The organism is Dolomitihabitans soli (assembly GCF_022213955.1).
GTDB lineage: Bacteria > Actinomycetota > Actinomycetes > Streptosporangiales > Streptosporangiaceae > Streptosporangium_A > Streptosporangium_A soli.
On sequence record NZ_JAKNTW010000033.1, the window covers coordinates 52551 to 65381 of the forward strand.

The following is a 12831-nucleotide window of genomic DNA, read 5'->3' on the forward strand; positions in this document are numbered from 1 at the left end:
AGCCTGGCCGACCGGGAACGGGGCTGACCTTGATCACTTCTACCACGGGCCCACAACCCGCGGACTTCACCGACGTCAGGGCTACGAACCTGGCCGTCGTGCTGAGGTTCGTCAGGGAGCACGCGCCGTGCTCGCGCGCGGACATCGCCGCCTCGACCGGGCTCAACAAGGCGACGGTCTCCAGCCTCGTCGCCGATCTCATCGATCGGCGGCTGGTCCGCGAGACCGGCCTGACCGAGAACCGGGTCGGCCGTCCGGCGACCATGCTCGTCCTCGACGGCTCGCCGTACGCCGCGGCCGGCATCGAGGTGAACGTCGACTACCTCACGGCGGTCGCCGTCGACCTGTCGGGGCAGCGGCTGCTGTCCTGGCGGCGGTCCTTCCCCGGGGCGACCGCCACGGCGAGCCAGGCGGTCGCGGCGGTCGCCGCCCTCGCCCGCCGCGCGGTCAACCGCATGGTGAAGGAGGAGCGGCAGGTCCTCGGGCTGGCCATCGCCGTACCCGGCCTGATCGACGTCGACGGGCGGGTGCGCATCGCGCCCAACCTCGGCTGGCACGACGTCGACCTGACCGGTGACCTCACCAAGGCGCTGCGCGACCCCGGCTTCCCGGTCCAGGTCGACAACGACGCCAACCTCGGAGCCCTGGCCGAACATCGTTTCGGGCCGTTGGGCGGGGTCGACAACCTGCTCTACCTGACCGGCGAGGTCGGCGTCGGAGCCGGCGTGATCCTCGACGGGCGGCTGCGGCGCGGCGGCAGGGGATACAGCGGGGAGATCGGCCACATCCAGATCGATCCCGCCGGCCCCGTCTGCAACTGCGGCCGGACCGGGTGCCTGGAAGCGGTCGCCGGGATCGGTGCCGTGATCGGCAAGGTGGCGTCCGGCACGCCTGGTGCGCCCGTCTCACCCGCCGAGGTGGAGCCCGAGATCGACGAGGTCGTACGGCTGGCCAGGAACGGCGACACCGCCACGCTGGCCGCGCTGGCCGAGATCGGCGGAAACCTCGGCAAGGGCGTCGCCATCCTGGCGAACGTGCTCAACCCCGAGGTGGTGGTCCTCGGCGGCTACTACGTGCCGCTCGCCCCCTGGGTGCTGCCCGCGGCCCAGGCCGAGGTACGGCGGCGCACGATCGCGCCCGAGGCGGGCGGCTGCCGCATCGTGGCCTCCACCCTGGGCTACGGCGCGGCGGCCCTCGGCGGCGCGGCCCGGGTCCTCGACTCGGTCGACTCGGGACGGCTGCCCCACCGGACCTGACCCCACCGGACCTGACCCCGCCGCGCCGGGAGCCGCCGGAACCGCTGGGCCGCGTCGTGCGTCCCGGCGGGCCACGGGGTCCGATCGCCGGTCACGGGGCGGGGTGAAAATTTCATCCGGTCTTGACCGGACCTGGCTGAGGCGGCAAAGTGCATAGAACCCACGAATTAACACCGTCGTAATCTTCTCGTACATCTTCGAAGCGCTTCGATCGAGGCGCTCCTTTTCGCAGGTTCGTCGAAGCGCTTCGACGTGAAGGATGGTCCCCCCCATGAACGAACCGGTTCCCTTCAGAGACCCGGAACTCCCCCCGGCCGAACGGCTCGCCGACCTGATGGGACGGCTGACGCTGGAGGAGAAGGTCGGCCTGCTGCACCAGTACCAGGCGCCGGTCGACCGGCTCGGGCTGAAGAGGTTCAGGACCGGGACGGAGGCGCTGCACGGGCTGGCGTGGCTGGGGCCCGCGACGGTGTTCCCGCAGGCGATCGGGCTGGCCAGCACCTGGAACCCGGAGCTGGTGCGGGCGGTGGGCGAGGCGACGGCCGACGAGGTGCTGGCCTTCCACCACAAGGACCCCACCGGGGCGGGCCGGAACGTCTGGGCCCCGGTCGTCAACCCGCTGCGCGACCCCCGCTGGGGCAGGAACGAGGAGGGCTACTCCGAGGACCCCTGGCTCACCGGCGTGCTGAGCACCGCCTACGCGGGCGGGCTGCGCGGCGCGGACCCGAAGGTCATGAAGACCGCGCCGACCCTCAAGCACTTCCTCGGCTACAACAACGAGACCGACCGCTGCACGACCTCCAGCAACCTGCCGCCCCGCGTGCTCCACGAGTACGAACTGCCGGCCTACAAGCCCGCGCTGGAGTCGGGTGCGGCGGTCGCGGTGATGCCCTCGTACAACCTGGTCAACGGCCGTCCCGCGCACCTGAGCCCGCTGATCGGCGACGTGCTGCGGACCTGGGCCGCCGATGACCTCCTGGTGGTCAGCGACGCCTACGCCCCCGCCAACCTGGCCGGCCTGCAGGCCTACCACGCCGATCTCCCCGAGGCGTACGCGCACGCGATCAAGGCCGGCGTGGACAGCTTCACCCAGGACGACGAGCGGACCGAGGCGACGCTGGGCCACATCAGGGAGGCCATGGCGCGGGGACTGCTGACGGAGCAGGACGTCGACGAGGCGGTACGGCACGCGCTGTCGATCCGGTTGCGGCTGGGCGAGTTCGACCCGGCCGAGCCGTACGAGGAGGTCACCGAGGCGGTCGTGAACTGCCCGGAGCACCAGGCGCTGGCGCTGGAGGCGGCGCGGCAGTCGATCGTGCTGCTGAAGAACGACGGCCTGCTGCCCCTGGCGGGCCGGCCGAAGGTCGCGGTGATCGGCCAGCTCGGCGACACCCTGATGGAGGACTGGTACAGCGGCACCCTGCCCTACGCCGTCACCGCCTTCGGGGGCCTGGCCGAGCGGTGCGAGGCGGTCTTCTGCGAGGGCGTGGACCGGATCGCGCTGCACACCCCGGGCGGCTACCTGGTGGGCGGCGAGGAACTGGGCGGCGGCCCGCTGGGGATCGCCCCGGCGGCCGACGACCGGAACGCCTGGTTCGACCTGTTCGACTGGGGCGGCGGGGCCTACGCCCTGCGCGCCGTCGCCAACGGCCGTTACGTCTCGGTGGGCGAGGACGGCGTGCTCGTCAACGACCAGCCGGGCCCCAACGGCTGGGAGGTGCGCCAGACCTTCAGGCTGGAGGAACGGCCGCGCGGCGCACTGGTCCTGCGGCACATCTCCACCGGCGGGTACGTCACCGCGGACGGCGGCACGCTGCGGCTCACCGACGACGCGGACACCGCGACCGTGCTCACCCCCGAGCTGATCACCAGCGGCCTGGAGACCGCCGCCGCGGTGGCCGCGGCCGCGGACGTCGCGATCGTCGTGGTGGGGGACCACCCGCTGGTGAACGGCCGGGAGACCGAAGACCGCACCGAGCTGGACCTGCCGGCCGCGCAGGAGGCCGTGCTGCGGGCCGTGCACGCGGCGAACCCGCGCACGGTGCTCGTCGTGAGCAGCGGCTACCCGTTCGCGGTGCACTGGGCGGAGGAGAACCTGCCGGCGGTGCTGTGGTCGGCGCACGGCGGCCAGGAGTACGGCCACGCGCTGGCCGAGGTGCTGTTCGGCGACATCGACCCCGGCGGCAGGCTCACCCAGACGTGGTACCGCGCGGCGTGCGAGCTGCCCGACCTGCTCGACTACGACATCATCGCCGCCGACGCCACCTACCTCTACTTCCGGGGCGCGCCGCTCTACCCCTTCGGCCACGGCCTCAGCTACACGACCTTCGACTACACCGACATCTCCGTCTCGGTCGACGACGACGAGGTCACCGCCTCGGTGACCGTGACCAACACCGGCGCCCGCGCCGGGATCGAGATCGTGCAGTTCTACTCCCACCAGCAGCGTTCCCGGGTCAAGCAGCCGCTGCGCCAGCTCCGCGGTTTCCAGCGGGTACGGCTCGCGGCGGGCGAGAGCCGTACCGTCTCCCTCGTCATGAAGGTCGCCGACCTCGCCTTCTGGGACGTCACCCGGAACAGGTTCGTCGTCGAGGAGGCCCCGCACAAGCTGATGGCGGGCAGGTCCGCGCGGGACATCAGGCTGTGCGCGCCGTTCCACGTCACGGGGGAGCGAATCCCGCCGCGGGACGCCTTCGCCGGGCCGATCGAGGCCGCCGACAACGACGAGTACGACGGGGTGACGCTGGTCGACGCGGCCAAGGAGCGCGGCGACGCGGTGCGATCCGACGCGGCGGGCGGCTGGATCCGGTTCGGCGGCGTGGACTTCGGCGCGGGCGCGAGCGCCTGCCAGCTCACCGCGTCGAGCACCGAGGGCGCCGTGCTGACGCTCCGGCTGGACGACCCGCTGCTCGGCCAGGTGGCCGCCACGGTCCCGGTGCCCCGTACGGCGAGCCGGTACGAGCCGTCCGAGATCCGGTGCGCACTTGCGGGAACCGGCGGACTCCACGACCTTTATGTGGTGTTCGAGAACGATGGCGTGACGTTGAGCACGCTCCAGGTGCTGCCGTGAGCCGGCGGGCGGTCACCATCTCCGAGGTGGCCAGGCACGCGGGGGTCGCGGTCAGCACGGTCTCCTACGTGCTCAGCGGCAAGCGGACCATCTCCGCGACGACCCGGCAGCGGGTGCTCGACAGCGTCCGGGTGCTGGGATACCACCCGAACGCCGGGGCCCGCGCGCTGGCGAGCAAACGGGCCAACGTGATCTCGCTGGTGCTGCCGTTGCGCGCCGGGATGCACCTGCCGGTCCTGATGCAGTTCGCCACCTCCGTGGTGACCACCGCCCGGCGATACGATCACGACGTGCTGCTGATGACGGCGGACGAGGGCCCCGACGGGCTGCGCAGGGTCGCCGCCAGCGCGCTGGTCGACGGCCTGGTGCTGATGGACGTCGAGGTGCACGACCAGCGGGTGCCGCTGCTCCGCGAGCTGGCCGAGCCGAGCGTGCTGATCGGCTTCCCGGCCGACTCCGACGGGCTGACCTGTGTGGATCTCGACTTCGCCGGGGCGGGCGCGCTCTGCGTCGACCACCTGGCGGCGCTCGGGCACCGGGAGGTCGCGCTGCTGGGCGCGCCCGCCGTCGTCTACGACCGGGGCACCGGCTACGCCAGGCGCACCCGTGAGGGGTTCGTCGAGGCGGTGCGGGCGCACGGCCTGTCCGGCGCCCCGCTGCCGTGCGAGGAGACCTTCGACGAGGTCTGCGGCGCCGTGAAAGAGCTCTTCGAGGTCCAGCCCGGGCTCTCCGGCCTGGTAGTGCACAACGAGGCCGCGGTCGGGCACGTGCTCGGCGCGCTCCGGGTGCTGGGCAGACGGGTGCCGGAGGACGTCTCGGTGGTCGCGATCTGCCCCGACGACGTGGCCGACCGGGCCAGCCCGCCGTTGACCTCGGTGTTGATTCCGGCCGAGGATGTCGGCCACCAGGCGGTGCGGCTGCTCATGGAAAAGCTCGACGGCCGTGCCGTACCCGACGCGACGCTGCTTTCGCCGCGTCTGACCGTGCGAGGGAGCACGAGTGATCACATTTCCTGAAGGGTTCCTCTGGGGCGCGGCCACCGCGTCCTACCAGATCGAGGGCGCCGTGGCCGAGGGCGGCAGGGAGCCGTCGATCTGGGACACGTTCTCGCACACGCCCGGCGCGGTCCGCGACGGGCAGACCGGCGATGTCGCCTGCGACCACTACCACCGTTTCGCCGACGACGTCGAGCTGATGGCCTCGCTCGGCCTGCAGACCTACCGCTTCTCGGTGGCCTGGCCGCGGCTGTCCGACCTGTCCTTCTACGATCGGCTGGTCGACGCGCTGCTGGAGCGGGGGATCGCGCCGGTCGCCACGCTCTACCACTGGGACCTGCCGCAGCGGCTGCAGGACGCCGGCGGCTGGACCTCACGGGACACCGCCCTCCAGTTCGCCGAGTACGCGCTCGCGGTGCACGAGCGGCTGGGCGACCGGGTGCACACCTGGACGACGCTGAACGAGCCTTGGGTGTCGGCCTTCGTCGGGTACGGCTCCGGCCGGCACGCGCCCGGCGTCACCGATCCCGCGGCGGCCTTCACCGCGGCGCACCACCTGTTGCTCGGGCACGGACTGGCCACTTCGGCGCTGCGCTCGGCGGGGGCTCAGTCGGTCTCGCTGACGCTGAACCTGTCGCCGATCCACGGGGACGCGGAGCCCGCGCGGCTGGTTGACGGGCTGGCGAACCGGCTGTTCCTGGATCCGGTCCTGAAGGGGGCCTATCCGGCGGACATGCTTGACTATATGGCGAAATATGTTGATGTTTCGGGGTTTGTTGATGATGTTCCGTTGATCGCCCAGCCGATCGACGTGCTCGGCGTCAACTACTACACGACCAACACGGTCTACACCGACCCGGACGCGCGCGGACACCGCGAGTACCCCGGCACCGAGGGCATCCGCTTCGCCGCTCCCACCGCGCCGGTGACCGAGATGGGCTGGGGCGTCGTGCCCAGCGGCCTGACCGACCTGCTCCTGCGGCTGACCCGCGACTACCCCGGCACCCCCCTGATGGTGACCGAGAACGGCGCGGCCTACGACGACAAGGTCGACGCCTCGGGCCAGGTCCCCGACCCCGAGCGGATCGCCTTCCTCGACGGCCACTTCCGTGCCGCGCACGCCGCCATCGAGCAGGGTGTGGACCTGCGGGCCTACTACGTCTGGTCGCTGCTGGACAACTTCGAGTGGGCGCACGGCTACCACAAGCGCTTCGGCCTCGTGCACGTCGACTACGACACCCAGCGCCGCACCCCCAAGGCGAGCGCCGGATGGTACCGCGACGTCATCGCCCGAAACGGCCTTCCCGACTAGCGCCGGCCTCCTCCCCGCCCGGCCGCGAACCGCCGTGCTCAGCCGGCCACGCGGTCGTGGGTGTGACCGCGTGGCCGGCCGGCAGCGGGTCAGGTGACGGCGCAGGCGGTGTCGTTCAGGGTGAATGCGGTGGGGGCGGAGTTGGTGGTGGCCATCGAGGCGTTGAAGCCGATGGTGGTGGAGCCGCCGGGGGGCAGGGTGCCGTTGAAGTCGACGTTCTTGGCGGTCACCCGGCGCGCGGTCTGCGCCCAGGTGGCCGACCAGCCCTGGCTGAGCTGCTGGCCGTCGTTCCAGTCGAAGGCCAGGGTCCAGCCGGAGACGGCGGTCGTGCCGGTGTTGGTGATCGTCACCGAGCCGGTGAACCCGCCGAACCACTGCGTGCCGACCTTGTACGCCACCGCGCAGTTGCCGGTCACCGGTCCCGAGCCGGTGGTGAGGGAGACGGCGGGGGAGGCGGCTGAGGTGTTGCCCGCCGCGTCGAGGGCGACCACGTAGAAGGAGTACGCGGTCTGGGCGGTGAGCCCGGTCAGCGTCGCCGAGGTGCCGGTGACGGTGCTCACGAGCTGGTCCTGGGCGCCCGCCTCGCGGTAGACGCGGTAGGCGCTGACGCCCACGTTGTCGGTGGCCGCAGCCCAGGAGAGCTTCGCCCCGGTGGCGGTCACCTCGGAGGCGGTGGGGGTGCCCGGTGCGGTCGGCGCCTGGGTGTCGCCGCCGCCGCCGTTGGTGAAGTTCACGTCAGAGCAGTTGTAGAACGCCTCGGGGCTGTCGGACCGCTGCCAGATCGTGTAGATGATGTGCTTGCCCGTCTTGCCGGACGGGAGCTGGGCGCTCCAGCTGTACTCCCCGCCGCCGAGCGGCGGATTGGTGATCGAGTAGAACGGCGTGGCCTCCAGGTCCGACCACTTCAGCGGCTGGCGCGGGTCGAAGCCGTTCTTGGTGACGTACATCTCCCAGGTGCCCGGGTGCGGCGCCCAGGCGTTGTACTTGAAGTCGAACTGGCTGCCCGACCGCAGCGTGGTGGACGGCCAGTCGTCCCTGGCCATGTTGTAGGCGGCGTACTTCGTGGTGCCCGCGCCGCAGAGCTGGCCGTCGGGGATGATCTCCCGGTGACGGCCGGCGGCGTTGGAGATCAGCAACCCGAACCAGTCGTAGAGCGGCTGGGTTCCGCCCTGGGCGACGGCGTCCTTGCAGGCGGCGGAGTCCGGGCTCTCCGGGTTCTCCTGGTAACAGAAATAGGTACGGGTGGCGGGGCTGGTCATCGCGCCATGGGCCAGCGCGGAACTCGTCGGCAGGATGACGAGGAACATGCCGATCAGGCTGACGAGCAGCGCGACAACACCGGCTCTCCGTCGCATTTCCGGGTGCCTCCTTCGAGCGGGAACATGGGAGCGCTCCCAAAGTTGAGTTGTTCCTGTCTGGCGGATCAGCACCTCTTCCGTCAAACCGTCACCCGTGCCCGCCGTACCCTCGCCCCCGCGACTCCCACTCCGACCTGCCCAGACGTACGGCAGGCCGGATTCGGACCGGCGAAAGTTTCAGATTGACCAGATGTCAGGTGGCCTTGTCCGTCTTGGGCCGGCGGCGGCCCGCGACCAGCATGTCGCCCGTCTCGATGGTCTCGTCCACGGTCGGGCGGGTCTCCGACTTGGCGGGGCTGGTCCGGCGGCGACGCTTGGGCGCCTCGTCGGCGTCGCCCTCGTCGTCGCCGGACTCCTGACGCGGGCGAGGCGTCTCGGCGTCCCGCCCCGGCGCGGCCCGCTCGGCCACGGGCTTCTCCGGCACGGCCCGCTCGGTCGTGGGTCGCTCGGTCACCGGCCGCTCGCCCGTGTGCCGCTCGCCCGTGTGCCGCTCGCCTGTGTGCCGCTCGGTCATCGGCTCGCGCAGGGAGGCGAGCACGTCCTCGGCCTCGGAGTCGGCGGCGAAGTCGTCCGCCGCCTCCGCCTCACGCCGCTTGATGACCACCATGTGATCGACCGACAGCCGTCCCGCGCCCGTGACGCCGAGCAGGATCGAGGCGGCGCCGAGCGCGACGATCAGGTTCACGTCGCCGCCGGTCAGCGGCTGACCGGGGTCGCCGCTCGCGACGAAGAAGACCGCCAGGGCCTCGGCGAACAGCAGCAGGCCGCAGAAGGGCACCACGAGCCCCGCCACCAGCAGGGCGCCGCCGATGAGCTCGGTCAGCATGGTCACGGCGGCCCAGACGCCGGGGGCCGGCGCGTCCAGCGCGGCGAACTGGCCGCCCGTCGCGGTGAGCCCGGCCTCCAGCTTGTGCCAGCCGTTGGCGAAGAAGATGCCGCCCACACCGATCCGGGCGGCGAGCGTCGCAAGATCTCGGAGGGTTCGTCGCACGTCACTCATCCCGATAGGCCCAAACCCGGTCGCGCATACATGTCTGACCTCCTGAAGGGGTTCCAAACGTCAAGAAGGGTCATCGTCCGGTGTCCTGCGGGGCACCAGGAAGGCCGCCACCACCGCGGTGAGGCTCAACAGGACGACGCTGACGATCACGGTCGAGTGCAGCGCGGCGATGAAGGCGGCCCGCGCGTCCCGCAGCAGGATCGCGCTGTGCGGCCCGCCGAGCCGCTCCGCGACGTGCGCCGCGGCGGCCAGCGACTGCCTGGCCTGGTTCATCGGACCCTGCGGCACCCCGGCCACCGAGGCGAGGGCGGGCGCGTAGACGATCGTGGTGATCGTGCCGAGGACCGCGATGCCGAGCCCCGCGCCCAGCTCGTAGGCGGTCTCCTCGATCGCCGCCGCGCCCCCGGCCCTCGACTCGGGCGCGGCGGCCATGATCGTGTCGGAGGCCGCGAGCAGCGCCACCTCGACGCCGAAGCCGATGCCCGCGAAGCAGAGGGCCAGCATCACGGGGTGCTGCTCGGTGCCCCAGGTCAGCGTGGGCGTCAGCGACAGCGCGGTGAGCGCCAGGCCGCCGCTCATGGTCGCCCGCAGCCCGCAGCGGCGCAGCAGGTGGGCGGCGGTGAGCCCGCCCGCGATCGCGGCGACCATCAGCGGCAGCATCCGCACCGCCGCCTGCAGCGGGCTGTCGCCGAGCACGAGCTGGAGATACTGCGCCAGCATGAGCTGCAGCCCGACCAGCGCGAACACGGCCAGCAGCACGCTCGCGACCCCGGTCGAGAACGTCCGGTCGCGGAACAGCCCGATCTCCAGCAGCGGATAGGGCAGCCGCCGTTGCCTGCGGACGAACCAGACCAGCAGCCCCGCCCCGCACAGGAAGACCAGCACCGCCGCCGGGCGGCCGAGCAGGTGGCCGGAGCCCGCCTCCTTCAGGCCGAAGGCCAGCGCGAGGATCCCCAGCGTGGACAGCGCCGCGCTCATCGCGTCCCACCGGTGCCCCGGACGGCCGCGCGACTCCGGCAGCAGCCGTGCGGCGGCGGGCAGCAGCACGAGCAGGATCGGCACGTTGATCAGGAAGACCGCACCCCACCAGGCGTGCTCGACGAGCACCCCGCCGACGAGCGGGCCGATCGCCGCCCCGCCCGCCGCGACCGCGCTCCACACGCCGAGCGCGATGGCCCGCTCACGGCGGTCGGTGAAGACCTGGCGGAGGATGGAGAGCGTGGCCGGCATGATCATCGCGCCGCCGACGCCCAGCAGCACCCGGGAGACGATCAGGGCCAGCGGGGTGCCCGCCATCGCCGCCGCCGCCGACGCGATCCCGAAGACCACGTATCCGGTCAGCACCAGCCGCCGCCTGCCGTACCGGTCGCCGAGCGTGCCGAAGGTGACGAGCAGCGGCGCGACCACCAGCGAGTAGACGTCGATGATCCACAGGAGTTCGACCGCGCTGGGCTCCAGCGCGGCGGTCAGCGCCGGGACCGCGATGTGCAGCACCGTCGCGTCCACCGCGATCAGCAGCAGGCTGAAACAGAGCAGCACGAGTATCGACCACCGGTTGGTCCGGTGCTCATCCGTGCTGGTCCCGGCCGGCTCGGCGCGGGAGTCGGTGACTCCGAACGTGATCATAGGCCGCTCAGGGGGTCCCGGCCCGCTTGAACATGCGTGGCAGCTTAGGCCATCTCCCGCGGCCGGGGGCGGGCATCCGCCGATCGGTCCGGCCGTGCGCGCAGCGTCACCGGCCGGTGACGTCCTCTCTAGAGAGATACAGCCGTGTGCCCTGATCTAGGCAAAATGTGCTGACGCGCGGACGATGGCGATCGTGGCCAGGCAATCCGAGGACCGGCAACCGTCGTCGATTCCGCCTCCCTCACCGACCACCCGGCACCCCGGGTGAGGCCGGCCCTGCGAGGGAGAGGCGACGCGGGCGCGCCCGGTCCGCCCGCCAGGAAACCCGCGGCGGGGCCGGGCACCGCACGGGAGTGGTGTGTCACGGCGATCGCCCGGCTCGACGCGGACCGGCCGGAGACGGCGCTGCAGGCCGCCCGTGAGGCGATCAGGCGCGACCCGTCCCTCGACTGGGCGCACCGGCTCGCCAGCCTGGCGCTGGAGCGGCTGGGCCGGGACACCGACGCCGTCGTCTCCGCCGAGCAGGCCGTACGGCTGGCGCCCGGCGCGTGGACCGCGCGGCTACGACTGGGCGGCGCGTTGCGGCGGGTGCCGGGGCGCTGGCGCGAGGCGTCGGCCCAGGCGGCCAGGGCCGTGTGGTTCGCCCCCGGGGAGCCTGACGCGCACGTGCTGGCCGGCGACCTCGCCCTCGTCCGGGGCGAGCACCGGCGGGCCGCCGGCGCCTACCGGACCGCGCTGCGCGCCGCGCACGACCACCCTGGCGCGCGGATCAACCTCGGCCTGGCCCTGCTGCGCTGGGAGCGGCGGCGCACGCACCACGACCCCGCCTGGACCGCCGACCCGAAGGACACCGGCCGGACGCGGCGGGCCCTCGCGGTCTGGTCCCGGCAGGTCCGGCTCCTGCTCGCGGTGGCGCTGTGCGCGGCGGCGGCTCTCGCCCACTGGCCCGGACACCACGCCCAGGCCCGGTTCGCCGGCGTGGCGGTGCTGCTCCTGGTCCTGGCGCCGACGGTACGGCAGGCCAGAAGGGTCCGCCTGTGGTCCCATGTCCCCCGGATGCTCGCCCGCGACGTGTGGCTGACCGTGTCCGTCGCGCTGGCCCCGCTGACCGTCGCCGCCTACGCCGCCGCCGTCCTCACCCTGCCCGCCTTCCCGGTCGCCACGTCCGCCGGCTCAGGACCGGATCCGCTGTGGGCCGGGCTGTCCGGGCTGGTGGTGTTCAACGGGCCGGCCGTCATGACGCTGCGACTGCTGGCCGAGGCGTGGCGTGGCCGGCCCGTGCGGGCGGTGGCCGAGTTCGCCGCCGCCATGTCCGAGCGCACGGCGAGGCGGGACGCGGACATCGGCGTCTGGATCATCACGATGCGGGCGTGGTCGCTCGTGCTGCTGGGAGCGGCGGCCGCCCTGACGATCTCCGCGCCGTGGCCGGTGGCGGGCGTGCTCGCCGTACCGGCCGGGCTGGCGGTCGCGCGGCGGCGGGCCCGGCTCGGCGGGCACCTGCGCGAGATCCTCGCCGCCGACCGGTTGCTCGGCCTGGCCCTGCTTCTCCTGTTCGCGGCGTCGGCGGCCCTGGCGGCCGCGGGCGTCGGGATGACGGTGTCGGGGTCGCCGCCCGGGTCACTGCCTGGGTCACTGCCTGGGTCGCCGGCCGTGTCGCTGTCCGGGGCGGTCGTCGTGTGGGGATGGCGGGCCGGGGCGGGGGCGCTGGGCGCGGTGGTGGTCGTGTTCGGCGTGCGGGCGGCTTGGGCGTGGTGGCGGGGGGCGCCGGGGCCGTGGCGGGGGGCGCTGATCATGGGGGCGGGATGCGGGGGACGGCTGCCGGGGGACGCGCGGCCGTCCGTCGGGCTGAGCGACGAGGTCCGCCGCGCCTTCGTGTCCTCACGGAGCGTCGTGCTCTCCTACGCCGGCGACGGCGGCCCGAGGGCGCTCGCCGTCGGCGCGGTCACCTCCGTCGGGTCCGGCGGAGAGCTGCGGCTGATCGTCGCCGACGAGGCGTGGCAGGCGGCGGAGCGCGACCCGAAGGTGGCCGTGTTCGCCGCCGACCCGGCCGGTCGCCGTTTCTGGGCCGAGGTGCGCGGGATCGCGGTCGGCGACCCGGCGGCGGAGATCCTGCGCGTCACTCCCGAGCAGGTCATCGTGGGGGAGTACCCCGGACGTCATCAGGGCCGGAGGAGGTAATCGCACAAGCCTTGCCGAGAGGTGACATTCCGCTGC

General features: G+C 72.8%; 8 protein-coding genes. 5 read left to right on the plus strand and 3 right to left on the minus strand.

The genetic code is table 11. The features are described 5' to 3' along the window. The first annotated feature begins 29 nt into the window (after nt 1-29). The 4 genes from MBA17_RS40435 to MBA17_RS40450 all read left to right on the plus strand — a co-directional run bounded on the left by MBA17_RS40435 (nt 30) and on the right by MBA17_RS40450 (nt 6633). Complete coding sequence (locus MBA17_RS40435; RefSeq protein WP_238503086.1) at nt 30-1256, plus strand: ROK family protein; 1227 nt, start codon at nt 30-32, stop codon at nt 1254-1256. Nucleotides 1257-1527: 271 nt separating this feature from the next. Continuing rightward, a complete protein-coding gene (locus MBA17_RS40440; RefSeq protein ID WP_238503087.1) occupies nt 1528-4326 on the plus strand; it encodes a glycoside hydrolase family 3 C-terminal domain-containing protein in 2799 nt (932 codons plus the stop codon). Then, the gene (locus tag MBA17_RS40445) at nt 4323-5342 is read left to right on the plus strand and encodes a LacI family DNA-binding transcriptional regulator (protein WP_238503088.1); all 1020 of its coding nucleotides are present in this window, start codon (nt 4323-4325) and stop codon (nt 5340-5342) included. Before MBA17_RS40440 ends, MBA17_RS40445 begins: the two co-directional genes overlap by 4 nt. Beyond that, nucleotides 5326-6633 (plus strand): GH1 family beta-glucosidase, encoded by a 1308-nt coding sequence (locus MBA17_RS40450; protein WP_238503089.1) that lies wholly within the window; start codon nt 5326-5328, stop codon nt 6631-6633. The genes MBA17_RS40445 and MBA17_RS40450 overlap by 17 nt, the downstream gene beginning before the upstream one ends. A gap of 89 nt (nt 6634-6722) precedes the next feature. On the opposite strand, the gene MBA17_RS40455 is transcribed toward MBA17_RS40450, so the two are convergent. The 3 genes from MBA17_RS40455 to MBA17_RS40465 form a co-directional block, all read right to left on the minus strand. Next, entirely contained in the window at nt 6723-7988 is a 1266-nt protein-coding gene (locus MBA17_RS40455; RefSeq protein ID WP_238503090.1) for a lytic polysaccharide monooxygenase, read from the minus strand. A 196-nt stretch (nt 7989-8184) separates the two neighbouring features. Next, nucleotides 8185-8982 carry a DoxX family protein gene (locus tag MBA17_RS40460; RefSeq protein WP_238503091.1) on the minus strand — a complete coding sequence of 266 codons (798 nt, stop codon included), beginning with the start codon at nt 8980-8982 and terminating at the stop codon, nt 8185-8187. A 69-nt stretch (nt 8983-9051) separates the two neighbouring features. After that, complete coding sequence (locus tag MBA17_RS40465; protein WP_238503093.1) at nt 9052-10617, minus strand: MFS transporter; 1566 nt, start codon at nt 10615-10617, stop codon at nt 9052-9054. Between the two features lie 264 nt (nt 10618-10881). On the opposite strand from MBA17_RS40465, the gene MBA17_RS40470 reads away from it, so the two are divergent. Then, nucleotides 10882-12795 (plus strand): tetratricopeptide repeat protein, encoded by a 1914-nt coding sequence (locus tag MBA17_RS40470; RefSeq protein WP_238503095.1) that lies wholly within the window; start codon nt 10882-10884, stop codon nt 12793-12795. Nucleotides 12796-12831: the final 36 nt, after the last annotated feature.